Origin of the sequence: Actinokineospora fastidiosa, from assembly GCF_014648415.1 — a bacterium.
Taxonomy (GTDB): Bacteria; Actinomycetota; Actinomycetes; order Mycobacteriales; family Pseudonocardiaceae; genus Actinokineospora; species Actinokineospora fastidiosa.
The window spans coordinates 735,308-748,017 of record NZ_BMRB01000001.1 but is presented as its reverse complement, the minus strand read 5'-3'; the positions used below and the strand labels follow the sequence as shown (position 1 = coordinate 748,017).

Genomic DNA, 12,710 nt, shown 5'->3' with positions numbered 1-12,710 from the left:
CCCCCGCGTGCGGTGGGTCGTGGTCGCGGTGGTCCTCGTGGTCGCCGCGGCCATCGCGCTGTGGCCCAGGGACGACGGGCCCGCCACCCGCACCGCGCGGCCCGGCCCGGACGTCGCGGACGCGCGAGCGGCGGCCGCGCTGGCCGACTGCGCGACCGGCACGCCGGGGCCGGAAGCGCTGCGCGGTGTCACCGCGACCTGCCTGGGCACCGGCGAGCCGGTGGACGCCGCCGCCGCGCTGGGCGGGCGCGACCTGCTGCTCAACGTCTGGGCGACCTGGTGCGAGCCCTGCCGGGCCGAGCTGCCACTGCTGGCTGAGTACGCCGCGGGCGCGGACGCCGTCGACGTGGTCACGCTCGCCGTGCAGAGCCCGCAGGGCGACGCGCTGGTCTTCCTCGGCGGCGTCGGGGTGAAGCTGCCGACCCTGCACGACGGCGACGGCGCGGTCGCCCGGGCGCTGCGGCTGCCCGTCGGCCTGCCCGCGTCCTACCTGGTGCGGGCCGACGGCACGATCACGCTGATCAGCGACCCCAGGGTGTTCGAGTCCGTCGAGGAGATCCGGGCGGCGGTCGACGGGGGGCTGGGATGAGCCACGGCCCGCTGGTCGACCCCGACACCGTGCCCGGCTGGCTGCGGACGCTGGTCGCCTCGACCGGGGACATCGACGTCGGCCTGTTCACCCGCTTCGCCGCGATCGGCGAGGGCGCGCGCGAGGCGGCCGTGCTGATCCTGCTCGGCGAGGACGAGCACCACGGGCCCGACGTGCTGCTGCAACTGCGGGCCGCGTCCGGCGACGCCCACGCCAACCAGGTCAGCTTCCCCGGCGGCAAGGCCGAGCCCGAGGACGACGGGCCGGTGGCGACCGCGCTGCGCGAGGCCGTCGAGGAGACCGGCGTCGACCCGGCCGGGGTGCGGCCGGTGGCGCTGCTGCCCGCCCTGCACATCCCGGTCTCGGCCTTCGACGTCACCCCGGTGGTCGCGCACTGGGAGAAGCCCAGCCGGGTGTGGGCGGTGTCGGAGCGGGAGACCCAGGCCGTGGCCCGGGTCCCGATCGCGCACCTGGCCGACCCGGCGAACCGGTTCCGGGTCAGGCACCCGTCCGGGTACGTCGGCCCGGCGTTCGCCGCCCCGGACATGCTGGTCTGGGGCTTCACCGCCGGTCTGCTGACCATGGTCCTGGCCGCGGGCGGCTGGCACCGGGAGTGGGACGCGCGCGATGTGCGCGATCTTGACGTAGCGTGGCGCTCCGTCCGCTCACGGGGTCCGGAGGTCAGCGCGTGAACTGGGTCGACGTTCTGGTGGTCGCGCTGGCCGTGCTCGCCGCGGTGTCCGGCGCCCGGCAGGGCGTGGTCACCGCGCTGCCCGCGTTCCTCGGCGTCCTGGTGGGCGCCATCGTCGGGATCAAGGTCGCGCCGCTGGTCGTCGCGGGCATCTCGGCGACCCCGACCCGGGTGGCGTTCGCGGTGGCGATCTTCGTCCTGCTGGTCGCCCTGGGCGAGACCCTGGGCGTGTGGGCGGGGCGGACGCTGCGCCAGCGCATCTCGTCGCCGAAGCTGGCCGGGGTGGACAGCGTGCTGGGCGCGGTCGTGCAGGGCGCGGTCGTGTTCCTGGTGTCGTGGCTGATCGCGCTGCCGCTGACCACGGTCGGCGGGCTGCCTGGGCTGGCATCGGCGATCAACAACTCGGTGGTGCTCGGCGGCGTCGACGACGTCATGCCGCAGGCGGCGCGGGGCCTGCCGGACGAGCTGCGCGAGCTGCTGGACGTCTCCGGCTTCCCGGCCGCGGTCGACCCGTTCAACCGCACGCCCAACCGCGAGGTCGCCCCGCCGGACCCGGCGCTGCAGGCCAGCGCGGTCGTGCAGCGCGTGCGGCCGAGCGTGCTCAAGATCAACGCCCGGGCCACGGCCTGCGAGCGGGCGCTGGAGGGCAGCGGGTTCGTCATCGCCCCGCAGCGCGTCATGACCAACGCGCACGTCGTCGCGGGCGCTGAGGAGGTCAGCGTCGAGTCCGGCGACCGGACCCTGCGCGCCGAGGTCGTGCTCTACGACCCGCGCACCGACGTGGCGGTCCTGCGCGTGCCGAGCCTGGCGGCCGACCCGCTGGGGTTCGCCGACTACGAGGTCGAGAGCGGCCAGGACGGCATCGTGCTCGGCTACCCGCTCGACGGCCCGTACACCGCGGAGGCCGCGCGCGTGCGCGACCGCATTCCGCTGCGCGGCCCGGACATCTACGACTCACCGAACCCGGTCGACCGCGACGTCTACACGCTGCGCGCGAAGGTGCTCAGCGGGAACTCCGGCGGCCCGCTGGTCGACACCAACGGCGACGTGCTCGGCGTGATCTTCGGCGCGGCCGTGGACGACTCGGAGACCGGCTTCGCGCTGACCGGGGCGGAGGTGCGCGACGAGGTCGACGCCGCGCCCCGGCTGACCGAGCCGGTGTCGACGGGCCGCTGCGCGGGCTAGTGCGACTTGAGGAACGCCGTGATCGCCGCGCTGGTCCCGGCCGGGTCCTCCTCCGGGGGCAGGTTGCCCACCCCGGGCAGTTCGAGGTGCTCGGCAGGCCCCTTGAGCCAGGGCGCTGACGCCGTGCGCGTGTACGGCAGCACGCAGGGGTCGTCCGCGCCGTAGAGCTGCAGGACGGGCGTGCGGATGCGGCGCTGCATCGCCTCGGTGTAGCGCCTGCCCTCGCTGCGGAACTGGGACCGCACCGCCCACCGGTAGTACTCCAGCGCGCAGTGCGCGACGCCCGGGATCAGCATCGCCTCCTGGTACCGGGCGACGGCGTCGGCGAAGTCCGGCGACTCGCGCCACCGCCGCCCCGACCACAGGCCGAACAGCCGGGGAAGCGTGTCCTCGCGGACAAGCCAGCGCTCGGGGGCGATGGGCAGCTGCGAGCGCAGCATCGGGCTCAGCGCGCGTGCCTGGTTGCGCGGCCGTCGCCGGAGCACGGTCCGCCTGGCCTCGTCGCGCAGGGCGATCGGGTGGGGGGCGGACACGGTGCTCACCGAGTCCACCAGGCGCGGGTGCAGCGCGGCGGCCGACCAGGCGAGCAGGCCGCCCCAGCCGTGTCCGACGAGGTGCGCCCGGGGCGCGCCGAGCGCCCTGATCAGGCCCGCGACGTCACCGGAGAGGGTCCAGGCGTCGTAGCCGCGCGGGGGCTTGTCGGAGTCGCCGTAGCCGCGCAGGTCGACGGCGACGGCGCGGAAGCCGGCGTCGCCGAGCGCGGTCAGCTGGTGGCGCCAGGTCCACCAGAACCCGGCGAACCCGTGCAGCAGGACGACCAGCGGGCCGTCGCCCGCCTCCGCGGTGTGCAGCCGGATGCCGTTGGCGTAGACGTCGCGGTGCGTCCACGGCCCGTCGATGCGGACCGCGGCGGGGTCCGGGGCGCGCCTCAGCGCCTTCAGTCCCTGGGCTCGTCGGAGCCGCGCTGGCGCAGGGTCGCCGCGGTCTCCTTGACCGAGTCGATGGTGCGCTTCGGGGCGCGGACGGTGCGGAACTTGCGGTAGCCGATGAAGGCGAAGAAGCCCGCCATCAGCAGCATCAGGAAGAACACGATCCCGAACGCCGCCGAGCGCCACAGCCCGATGTCGGCCAGCAGCTCGGCCAGCGCGAAGAACAGGAAGAACGAGCTGTAGAGGAGGATGACCAGGGCGAGGATCGCGAAGACGCTGCCCTTGATGCCCTTCTTGACCTCCCGGGCGACCTCGGTCTTGGCCAGCTCCACCTCGGCCCGCACCAGGGTCGACAGGTGGGTGGTCGCGTCCTTGACCAGGTTCCCGATCGACGGGTCGGCGGCGGCGATGGTGCGGTCGTCGGCCAGTGGGATGGACGGCACCGGGGGCAAGCCGTCGCGTTGTCCGTTTCCGTGTGCGCTGGTCACCGGGTCATCGTGCCATGCCGCAGCTGCCAAGCGCCTGCGGACTCCCAAGCCCGCGCGCCGCACCCGAGCAGCGGACCACCGCGGGAAGTCCCGGAGGTGACCGGATCACTCAGGCGGGATCAGGAATCCGCGTGCGCCTTGCTCCGCTTCGCCAACATTCCCGCCGCCAGCAGCGAGGCCGCGGCCGAGGCGATCAGCACCGCCGCCTTCGCCAGCTCCGCGTCGGCCTCGGCGAGCGACAGCTCGGCGATCAACAGGCTGACGGTGAACCCGACGCCGCCGAGCATCGCCACCGCCCCCATGTCGCGCCAGCCGAGGCCGCTGGGCATGGCCGCGAGCTTGAACTTCACCGCGACCAGCGAGAACCCCACGATGCCGAGCAGTTTGCCCGCGACCAGCCCGATCATGATCGCCAGCCCGATCCGCTCGGTGAACACCGCGCCGAGGGCGTCAGCGCCGATCGGCACGCCCGCGGCGAACAGCGCGAACACCGGCACGGCCACGCCCGCCGACCACGGCTGGAGGCGGTGCTCCAGGCGCAGCGCCGGGGCCTCCTTCTCGTACGGGTCCTTCCGCACCCGGGTCAGCAGGCCGAGCGCGACGCCCGCCACGGTCGCGTGGATGCCGCTGGTGTGCACCGCGATCCACACCCCGATCGCCAGCGGCACGTAGAGCCACGGCGAGGTGATCCGCTTGCGCTGCAGGTACCAGTACAGCGCCAGGAGCACGACGGAGACGCCGAACGCGATGAAGTCGAACTTGGACGTGAACAGGGTGGCGATCAGCGCGATGGCGCCCAGGTCGTCCACCACGGCCAGGCTGAGCAGGAACACCCGCGCGCTGCTGGGCATGTGCCGTGCGGTCAGCGCGAGCACGCCGAGGGCGAAGGCGATGTCGGTGGCGACCGGGATCGGCCAGACCTGCCCGGCCAGCGGATCGCCCGCGGCGATGAGCAGCGCCAGCAGGGCGGGCACGACCATGCCGCCGAGCGCGGCGATCACCGGCAGCAGCGCGGCCTTGAACCGGGACAGCTCGCCGATCACCAGCTCGCGCTTGAGCTCCAGGCCGACGACGAAGAAGAACAGCGCCAGCAGCCCGTCCTTGGCCCAGTCGCCGACGGTCAGGTTCAGGTGCAGGAACTCGGTGCCGACCCGGGTCTCGCGCAGGTCGCGGTAGGAGTCGCCGAGCGGGGAGTTGGCCCAGATCAGGGCCAGCGCGGTGGCGGCGAGCAGGACGAGCCCGCCGACGGTCTCGGTTCGCAGGTAGCGGGCGAACTCCGAGAGGCGCGGCGTGTGTCGGTTCGTCAAGGGCTGCTCCCGGCTCGGCGTACACGTCTCCCGTACGCCGACCAGACTTCCCGGCACACCTGTTTCGAAGCCTAACCCACGGTCACGCCGAACAGGACACCGACGAAGTACGTCACAGTCATCGCCAACGTCCCTACCAGGACGTTCCTTAGCACAGCACGACCCACGCGCGCGTCGCCCAGTCGTGCGCTGATCGTGCCGGTGAGCACGAGCCCGATGATCACCGCCGCCACGCAGGTCCACACGCGCCACTCGACCGGGGGCAGCGCGATGGCGGTCAGCGGCAGCAGCGCGCCCACCGCGAACGCGATCAGCGACGCCCATGCCGCCTGCCACGGGCTGGTGAGGTTGTCCGGGTCGATCTGCAGTTCGGCGTCGGCGTGCGCGGCCAGCGCGTCGGCCTCGGTCAGCTCCCGGGCGACCTGCGCGGCGAGTTCGGGCGAGAGGCCCTTGGCCTGGTAGATGCCCGCGAGTTCGCGCTCCTCGGCCTCGGGCATCTCGCGCAGCTCGCGCGCCTCCGTCCGCAGCGCGGCGCGTTCGGTGTCGCGCTGGGTGCTGACCGAGACGTACTCCCCGCCCGCCATCGACAGCGAGCCCGCGACCAGCCCGGCGACCCCGGCGGCGAGGATCGCCATCCGGTCGGTCGTCGCGCCCGCGACGCCGACGACGAGGCCCGCGGTCGAGATGATCCCGTCGTTGGCCCCGAGCACGCCTGCCCGCAGCCAGTTGAGCCGGGCGCTCAGGCTGTCGTGGTGCGGCTCGGCCGGATGGGTGCCGGTCTGCTCACTGTCGGTGCTCACCTGCGTATTCTCGCCCGGTCGGGCGCATCCCGCCGATCTCCTGCCGCGAAGATGGGGGTGTGCGAAGCGACCGACCCATGGGCACCCTGCGGGCCCTGACGCTCATGTTCCGCGTGCCCCGGCGCGGCCGCGGCTTCTGGTTCAGCCTGGCGATCGACCTCATCTGGCCGCTGATGGCGCTCAGCGCCCGACTGCGGTTCGCGGGCTCGCTGCCTCAGCGCGGCGGGGTGGTGCTGGCCTCGAACCACCTCTCGTTCGCCGACCCGGTGACCGTCACCGCCTTCACCCTGGCCGCCGGGCGCATCCCCCGGTACCTGGCGAAGGCCAGCCTGTGGAAGGTGCCGGGGATCAAGCAGGTGCTCGACGGCGGCGGGCACATCCCCGTCGTCCGCGACACCGCCCAGGCGCGCGCGGCCTATGTGGGCGCTGTCGAGGCGGTGAAGCGCGGGGAGTGCGTGATGTTCTTCCCGGAGGCGGGATTCTCCGACGACGTCTCGCACTGGCCGTCCACCCGGGTGAAGAACGGCGTCGCCCGGGTGGCGATGGAGACGGGCGCGCCGGTGATCCCGGTGGTCAACTGGGGCACGCACGAGCTGCTGCCCGCGCACGCCCGCTTCCCCCGGCTGTTCCCGCGCCGCACGGTCCAGATCGTCGCCGGTCCGCCGGTCGACCTGTCGGACCTGACCGGGATCGACCGGGAGACGCTGAACGAGGCGACCAAGCGGATCATGCACGCGATCACCGAGCTGCTGGCCGAACTGCGCGGCGAGGAACCACCGGTCCGGTGACGCGGACGGGGCCCCGCTGCCGCGGGGCCCCGACGTGATCAGTCCTCTTGCGACTTCTGGTTGCTCAAACCCTCGGTGATGAGGTTCATGACGGTCTGGTCGGCGAGGGTGGTGGTGTCGCCGAGTTCGCGGTTCTCGGCGATGTCGCGCAGGAGCCTGCGCATGATCTTGCCGCTGCGGGTCTTGGGGAGTTCCTCGACGATGAGGATCTGGCGGGGTTTGGCGATCGCGCCGATCTCTTGTGCGACGTGGTTGCGCAACGTGGTGATGTGGCTGTCGCGGTCGGCGGCGGCTTTGCCGCGGGGGATGACGAAGGCGACGATGCCCTGTCCGGTGGTGGGGTCGCTCGCCCCGACCACCGCCGCCTCCGCCACCGTCGGGTGCGACACCAATGCCGACTCGACCTCAGTGGTGGAGATGCGGTGTCCCGACACGTTCATCACGTCATCGACGCGGCCGAGCAGCCAGATGTGGCCGTCGTTGTCGTACTTCGCGCCGTCGCCGGCGAAGTAGTAGCCCTGCTCGGCATACCGGGACCAGTACGTGTCCTTGAACCGCTCCGGGTCGCCCCAGATGCCGCGCAACATCCCCGGCCACGGCTCGGTCAACACCAGATACCCACCGGAGCCGTGCGGGACCTCCACGCCGGCGTCGTCGACCACCTGGGCGCTGATCCCCGGCAGCGGGACCTGCGCCGACCCCGGCTTGGTCCTGGTCACCCCGGGCAGCGGGCTGATCATGATCGCCCCGGTCTCGGTCTGCCACCACGTGTCCACCACCGGGCAGCGCTCACCGCCGATGTGGGTGCGGTACCACACCCACGCCTCCGGGTTGATCGGCTCGCCCACCGATCCCAGCAGGCGCAGGGAGGACAGGTCGTGGGCGGCGGGGTTGTCCGTCCCCCACTTCATGAAGGTGCGGATGAGGGTGGGGGCGGTGTAGTAGATGGTGACGCCGTATTTGGCGATGATCTCGAAGTGGCGGCCCTGGTGGGGGGTGTTGGGGGTGCCCTCGTAGACGACCTGGGTGGCGGCGTTGGCGAGGGGGCCGTAGACGATGTAGGAGTGGCCGGTGACCCAGCCGATGTCGGCGGTGCACCAGTAGACGTCGGTGTCGGGTTTGAGGTCGAAGACCGCGTGGTGGGTGTAGGCGACCTGGGTCAGGTAGCCGCCGCTGGTGTGCAGGATGCCCTTCGGCTTCCCCGTCGTGCCGGAGGTGTAGAGGATGAAGAGCGGGTGCTCGGAGTCGAACGCCTCCGGCGTGTGCTCGGTGGACTGCCCGTCCATGAGGTCGTGCCACCAGATGTCGCGGCCCTCGGTCCAGCCGCAGTCGGTGCCGGTGCGCTTGACCACGATCACGCGCTCGATCGTGGGGGTGTGCGCGGTGGCCTCGTCGGTGTTGTCCTTCATCGCGACGGCCTCGCCGCGGCGGTACTGCCCGTCGCTGGTGATCAGCACGCGGGCCTGCGCGTCCTCGATGCGCGAGCGCAGCGCGGCGGGGGAGAAGCCGCCGAAGACGACGCTGTGCACCAGGCCCAGGCGGGCGCAGGCGAGCATCGCGACGATGGCCTCGACCAGCATCGGCATCTGGATGGCGACGCGGTCGCCCGCCTTCAGCCCCAGCGACGAGAGCCCGTTGGCCGCCTGGCACACCAGCCGCTGGAGATCGGCGTAGGTGACCGTGCGGGTGTCGCCCGGCTCGCCCTCCCAGTGCAGCGCCACCCGCTCGCCCAGCCCGGCCTCCACGTGCCGGTCCACGCAGTTGTAGGCGACGTTGAGCCTGCCGCCGACGAACCACTTCGCGAACGGGGCGTCCGACCAGTCCAGCACCTGGTCCCACTCGGTGTCCCAGGCCAGCCTCCGCGCCTGCTCGGCCCAGTAGCCCAGCCGGTCGGCCGCGGCGCGCTCGTAGGCGTCGGCCCGCACGTTCGCCGCGGCGGCCACGGCCTCCGGCGGCGGGAACGCCCGCGTCTCGGTCGACAGGTTGTCCAGCGCCGGGCGTGGGCCGGATAGCTCGGTCATGGGGTGACCTCCTCGTCGGGGCAGGTTCGCACGCCGGGTGCGAATCTAGCCCCAACCCGGGGCGCTGGACAGCCCGGACCCCCTATTGGTTTGGACCAATATGGCCGCGTGCTCCGTTCGGTTGGCCTTGCCGGAATCAGCGGACGGTGACGCGGCGAGGACGTACCGTGGTGATCGGTATGGCCGCGTTCGGCAGCGGCGGGCACAGCGCGTGTCCGCCGTCGCCCGGACGCGGTCGCCCGGATTCCCTGGGGAGGGGAGCCGGGCGGGCCAATCCGGCCACGCCGGTCACTCCGGGTCGTCGGCGCCGCTTAAGGGGGACCATGGACCGCCGGATCAGCCCCCGCTTCCGACCATCCGCGGCGGTGGTCTGGGCGGTGGGCTGCACCGTTGTCGGCCTCGGCTGGGCACTGCGCTCGGCCGGTGGCCCGCTGCCCGACGCCGAGTCCTGGTGGCTCGCCCTCGTCCTGGTCGCGGTCGCCCTCATGCACGCCGAGGCCACCCGGCCGCCGCAGGAGCGCCGCAGGGTCGCGCACCTGGCGGTCGAACGGGTCGACCACGGCGCGGCGTGGGTGCTCGGCGGCGCGCTGGTGCTGCCCACCGCGCTGGCGCTGGTGCCCGCGATCGTCGTCACCGGCCGCGGCCTGGTCGTCCGCGAGGGCGGTCGGCACGTCGTCGACGCCTGCACCCTCATCGCCGCCGCGGTCGCCGCGCACACCGTCGCGGTCGCCAGCCCGGCCCGCGAGTGGGTGGTCGAGGGCACGCTGCCGCCTGCCACGCTCGCCGTCGCCGCGATGGGCCTCGCCGGAGCGGTCGCGGCGTTCTGGCTGGTCTGGCGGGTGATCCCGGGCGCGGTCCGGGCGCTGCGCGGAACCGTGACGTGGACACGCGTGCTCAGCGACGGCGACTTGCTCGTGGTGCTCGCCCTCGGGGTCATCGCCGCGTGGTCGGCGGGCGTCGGGCACGGCGCGCCGCTGGTCGCGGTCGCCGCGGTCGCCACCGGGGTCACCCGGCGGACCCAGCGCATCGCCGAACTCGCCAGGGAACGCGACCGCTTCGAGGCCGACGCGCTGCACGACCCGCTCACCGGCCTGGCCAACCAGCGCGGGTTCAACCCGGCCGCCGCCCTCGCCCTGGTCGCCGACCAGGCCAGGCGCAGGCCGACGGCCGTGCTGATGCTCGACCTCGACGGCTTCCGCCAGGTCAACGCCCGGCTGGGCCACCTGGGCGCCAACGAGGTGCTCAAGAGCTTCGCGACCCTGCTGCGCGGCATGGTCCGCCGCGACGACCTCGTCTGCCGGTGGGGCGGCGAGGAGTTCTCCCTCGTGCTGCCCGGCACCGGGCGCAGCGACGCGTGGGCGGTCGCCGAGCGCATCCGGCGCGCGGTCGAGGCCATGACCGTCGAGCTGACGCCCACGCGCGGCGCGGGCATCGAGCGGGTCGGTCAGTTCACCGTCTCCGGCGGCATCGCGGTGTCCCCGACCGACGGCACGGACCTCGCCACCCTGCAGACGCACGCCGACGACGCGCTGGCGGAGGCGAAAGCGGGCGGCCGCAACCAGATCCGGCTCACGCCCGCGCCCGCCGAAGTGGACTCCCCGCACTGAGCCGCGCGGCGAGCCCGTCGCGGACCGCGGGCCACTCCTCGGCCGTCACCGAGTAGACGACGGTGTCGCGGATGGTCCCGTCGGGGCGGAAACGGTGGTGGCGCAGGACTCCCTCGCGCTGAGCGCCCAGCCGCTCGATCGCGCGCTGCGAGCGCTCGTTGCGGATGTCGGTGTGCCAGCCGACGCGCAGCGCGCCGAGCGTGTCGAACGCGTGCGTCATCAGCAGCAGCTTGGCCTCGGTGTTCAGCGCGGTGCGCTGCCACGGCGCGCCGATCCAGGTGTGTCCGATGTAGATGCCGCGGTGCTTGGCGTCGACCTCGTAGTAGGACGTGGTGCCCGCGATCTCGCCGGACGCGGCGAACTGGGTGAACGGGAACCGCGTCGGGTCGGCGATCGCCTCGGCGACCTGGGCGTCCATATCGGCCTGGGACTCCGGATACCGTTTGCCCAGCCACGCCCACACCGACCGGTCCGCGCCCGCGGCGTAGAGGCCGGGGGAGTCGGCCATCGTGGTGGGGGCGAGGCGCACGTGCTCGCCGACGAGGGTGGGCTGCAGGTCCATCACGACCGTGACGGTAGCCAGCGAAGTGGCTATCCGACACCGTCCACTTCTGGTGAGTTTCAAGAGGCCACTTGACGCGCCGGTACTGTCCTGCGGCGTGAGCGATCCCCTGGCCGCGCTGCTCGACCTCCCCGGGGTGACGGACGCCGTCGCCGCCGCCCGGGACGCCGTCGCGCAGGTGCACCGGCACCAGACCAACCGCCGCGGCTGGCCCGCGACGGCCGCCGAGGCGTCGGTGCGCGCCGCCCGGGCCTCCGCCGCGCTCGACGGCGGGCCCACCGCCATCCCCGCCGAGGGCCAGGTGTCCGACCCGGTGCTGGCGGGCGCGCTGCGCGCCGCCGAGGCGCTGGGTCCGCTGCTGCCGACGTGGGAACGGGCCCCGCTGCAGGCGCTGGCCCGGCTGCACGTGCTCGCCGCGGCCGACATCGCCGGGCCCGACGCGCTCGGACGGCCCCGACCGGGCACCGGCCAGCGGCTGGAACTGCTCGCCGACCTCGTCGCGGGCGGCACCCGCGTGCCCGGCCCGGTCGTGACGGCCGTCGTGCACGGCGAACTGCTCGCGCTGGCCCCGTTCGGCAGCGCGGACGGCGTCGTGGCGCGGGCGGCCGCCCGGCTGGCCATGATCGCCACCGGCCTCGACCCGAAGGGCCTCGGCGTCCCCGAGGTGTTCTACCTGCGCCGCGCCGAGCGGTACCGGGAGCTGGCCGAGGGCTTCGCGACCGGGGAGCCGCAGCGGCTCGCGGACTGGATCGTCTTCGCCTGCGAGGGCATCCAGGACGGCGCGCGCGAGGCGACGAGCATCGCGGACGCTGCCGTCGGCTAGACCGCGTGGGCGTTCAGCAGGCCCAGCGCCGCGCGCACGTGCCCGTGGCTGCTGTCGAGCGCGGCCGCGGCCCGGCGGATCTCCGCGCCGGACAGCAGGTGCACCATCGCGACCTTGAGGTCGCCGTGCGCCTCGGTCAGCGCGGTCGAGCACTCCTGCTGTGTCAGCCCCGTGGCCTCCCGCAGGATGCGCAGCGTCCGGCCGCGCAGCTTGGCGTTGGTGGCCCGCAGGCTGACCATCAGGTTCTCGTACGTCCGGCCCATCCGCACCATGACGGCGGTGGAGAACGACGTCAGCACCAGCTTCTGCGCCGTGCCCGCCTTCATCCGGGTCGACCCGGCGATCGCCTCCGGGCCGGTGTCCACCACGACCAGCACGTCCAGCCAGCCGGGCTGGGAGGTGTTGGGGTTGTTCGACACCAGCGCGGTGCTCGCGCCGCGGTCGTGGGCGGCGGCCAGGGCGCCCAGCACGAAGGGCGTGCGGCCGGACGCGGTCAGGCCCAGCACGAAATCGCCGGGCCGCACGGTCGCCATGGCGTCCGCGCCCGCCGCCTCGTCGTCCTCGGCGTCCTCGACCGCGTCGCGCAGCGCCCGGTCACCGCCCGCGTGGTGCACGGCGAACCAGCCGTCGGGGACGTCGAAGGTCGGGCGCAGCTCGGCGGCGTCCAGCGTCGCCAGCCGCCCCGAGGTGCCCGCGCCGACGTAGTGCACCCCGCGCCCCGATGACAACGCCGCGACGGCGAGGTCGACGGCGACGCCCAGCTGCGGCAGCGCGTCGCGCACCGCGTCCGGCACGAGCCGGTCCTCGGCGTTGATCAGGCGCAGGACGTCCACTGTGGGCAGTGTGTCGATCCGGGCGGTGCGCGGGTTGCGTCGCTCCGTGGGGGAGTCGACGTGCACCGACTGTCGAGGGACGGTCAT

Annotated in this window: 13 protein-coding genes; 6 read left to right on the top strand and 7 right to left on the bottom strand. The window is 73.7% G+C overall.

Annotation, left to right across the window (positions count from 1 at the left end; translation table 11 throughout):
• The first annotated feature begins 7 nt into the window (after nucleotides 1–7).
• Genes IEY98_RS03435 through IEY98_RS03425 form a run of 3 tightly spaced genes read left to right on the top strand, consistent with a single transcriptional unit; the run spans nucleotide 8 to nucleotide 2,465 of the window.
• Nucleotides 8–589 (top strand): TlpA family protein disulfide reductase, encoded by a 582-nt coding sequence (locus IEY98_RS03435; RefSeq protein WP_308425829.1) that lies wholly within the window; start codon nucleotides 8–10, stop codon nucleotides 587–589.
• Nucleotides 586–1,281 (top strand): NUDIX hydrolase, encoded by a 696-nt coding sequence (locus IEY98_RS03430; RefSeq protein ID WP_189208794.1) that lies wholly within the window; start codon nucleotides 586–588, stop codon nucleotides 1,279–1,281. Before IEY98_RS03435 ends, IEY98_RS03430 begins: the two co-directional genes overlap by 4 nt.
• On the top strand, nucleotides 1,278–2,465 hold the full coding sequence (locus IEY98_RS03425; protein WP_189208793.1) for a MarP family serine protease: 1,188 nt from the start codon (nucleotides 1,278–1,280) through the stop codon (nucleotides 2,463–2,465). Before IEY98_RS03430 ends, IEY98_RS03425 begins: the two co-directional genes overlap by 4 nt.
• On the opposite strand, the gene IEY98_RS03420 is transcribed toward IEY98_RS03425, so the two are convergent.
• The 4 genes from IEY98_RS03420 to IEY98_RS03405 all read right to left on the bottom strand — a co-directional run bounded on the left by IEY98_RS03420 (nucleotide 2,462) and on the right by IEY98_RS03405 (nucleotide 5,989).
• A complete protein-coding gene (locus tag IEY98_RS03420; RefSeq protein WP_189210026.1) occupies nucleotides 2,462–3,397 on the bottom strand; it encodes an alpha/beta fold hydrolase in 936 nt (311 codons plus the stop codon). The two genes, IEY98_RS03425 and IEY98_RS03420, sit on opposite strands and share 4 nt — an antisense overlap.
• Before the next feature lie 5 nt (nucleotides 3,398–3,402).
• The gene (locus IEY98_RS03415; protein ID WP_189208792.1) at nucleotides 3,403–3,882 is read right to left on the bottom strand and encodes a phage holin family protein; all 480 of its coding nucleotides are present in this window, start codon (nucleotides 3,880–3,882) and stop codon (nucleotides 3,403–3,405) included.
• A 119-nt stretch (nucleotides 3,883–4,001) separates the two neighbouring features.
• Nucleotides 4,002–5,189, bottom strand: coding sequence for a Na+/H+ antiporter NhaA (nhaA, locus tag IEY98_RS03410; protein ID WP_189208791.1), 1,188 nt, complete (start codon nucleotides 5,187–5,189; stop codon nucleotides 4,002–4,004).
• Nucleotides 5,190–5,260: 71 nt separating this feature from the next.
• Nucleotides 5,261–5,989 carry a VIT1/CCC1 transporter family protein gene (locus IEY98_RS03405; protein ID WP_189208790.1) on the bottom strand — a complete coding sequence of 243 codons (729 nt, stop codon included), beginning with the start codon at nucleotides 5,987–5,989 and terminating at the stop codon, nucleotides 5,261–5,263.
• Nucleotides 5,990–6,066: 77 nt separating this feature from the next.
• Here IEY98_RS03405 and IEY98_RS03400 point away from each other — a divergent pair, with 77 nt between their 5' ends.
• Nucleotides 6,067–6,777 (top strand): lysophospholipid acyltransferase family protein, encoded by a 711-nt coding sequence (locus IEY98_RS03400; RefSeq protein WP_189210025.1) that lies wholly within the window; start codon nucleotides 6,067–6,069, stop codon nucleotides 6,775–6,777.
• 38 nt (nucleotides 6,778–6,815) lie between these two features.
• On the opposite strand, the gene acs is transcribed toward IEY98_RS03400, so the two are convergent.
• Nucleotides 6,816–8,798 (bottom strand): acetate--CoA ligase, encoded by a 1,983-nt coding sequence (gene acs, locus IEY98_RS03395; RefSeq protein WP_189208789.1) that lies wholly within the window; start codon nucleotides 8,796–8,798, stop codon nucleotides 6,816–6,818.
• A gap of 323 nt (nucleotides 8,799–9,121) precedes the next feature.
• Here acs and IEY98_RS03390 point away from each other — a divergent pair, with 323 nt between their 5' ends.
• Nucleotides 9,122–10,405 (top strand): GGDEF domain-containing protein, encoded by a 1,284-nt coding sequence (locus tag IEY98_RS03390; RefSeq protein ID WP_189208788.1) that lies wholly within the window; start codon nucleotides 9,122–9,124, stop codon nucleotides 10,403–10,405.
• On the opposite strand, the gene IEY98_RS03385 is transcribed toward IEY98_RS03390, so the two are convergent.
• Nucleotides 10,368–10,967, bottom strand: a complete 600-nt coding sequence (locus tag IEY98_RS03385) for a GNAT family N-acetyltransferase (RefSeq protein ID WP_189210024.1) — start codon at nucleotides 10,965–10,967, stop codon at nucleotides 10,368–10,370. The two genes, IEY98_RS03390 and IEY98_RS03385, sit on opposite strands and share 38 nt — an antisense overlap.
• A 97-nt stretch (nucleotides 10,968–11,064) precedes the next feature.
• On the opposite strand from IEY98_RS03385, the gene IEY98_RS03380 reads away from it, so the two are divergent.
• Nucleotides 11,065–11,790 (top strand): oxidoreductase, encoded by a 726-nt coding sequence (locus IEY98_RS03380; protein ID WP_189208787.1) that lies wholly within the window; start codon nucleotides 11,065–11,067, stop codon nucleotides 11,788–11,790.
• On the opposite strand, the gene IEY98_RS03375 is transcribed toward IEY98_RS03380, so the two are convergent.
• Nucleotides 11,787–12,710: an N-acetylmuramic acid 6-phosphate etherase gene (locus tag IEY98_RS03375; RefSeq protein ID WP_189208786.1), complete on the bottom strand. Its 924-nt coding sequence runs from the start codon at nucleotides 12,708–12,710 to the stop codon at nucleotides 11,787–11,789. The genes IEY98_RS03380 and IEY98_RS03375 overlap by 4 nt on opposite strands.

What these genes read in the sequence shown, in the direction of transcription:
- IEY98_RS03430 (WP_189208794.1), top strand. Translation starts at nt 586, where the DNA reads ATGAGCCACGGCCCGCTGGTCGACCCCGACACCGTGCCCGGCTGGCTG.
- IEY98_RS03390 (WP_189208788.1), top strand. Translation starts at nt 9,122, where the DNA reads ATGGACCGCCGGATCAGCCCCCGCTTCCGACCATCCGCGGCGGTGGTC.
- IEY98_RS03375 (WP_189208786.1), bottom strand. Translation starts at nt 12,710, where the DNA reads ATGACCGTCCCTCGACAGTCGGTGCACGTCGACTCCCCCACGGAGCGA.
- IEY98_RS03400 (WP_189210025.1), top strand. Translation starts at nt 6,067, where the DNA reads ATGGGCACCCTGCGGGCCCTGACGCTCATGTTCCGCGTGCCCCGGCGC.
- acs (WP_189208789.1), bottom strand. Translation starts at nt 8,798, where the DNA reads ATGACCGAGCTATCCGGCCCACGCCCGGCGCTGGACAACCTGTCGACC.
- IEY98_RS03385 (WP_189210024.1), bottom strand. Translation starts at nt 10,967, where the DNA reads ATGGACCTGCAGCCCACCCTCGTCGGCGAGCACGTGCGCCTCGCCCCC.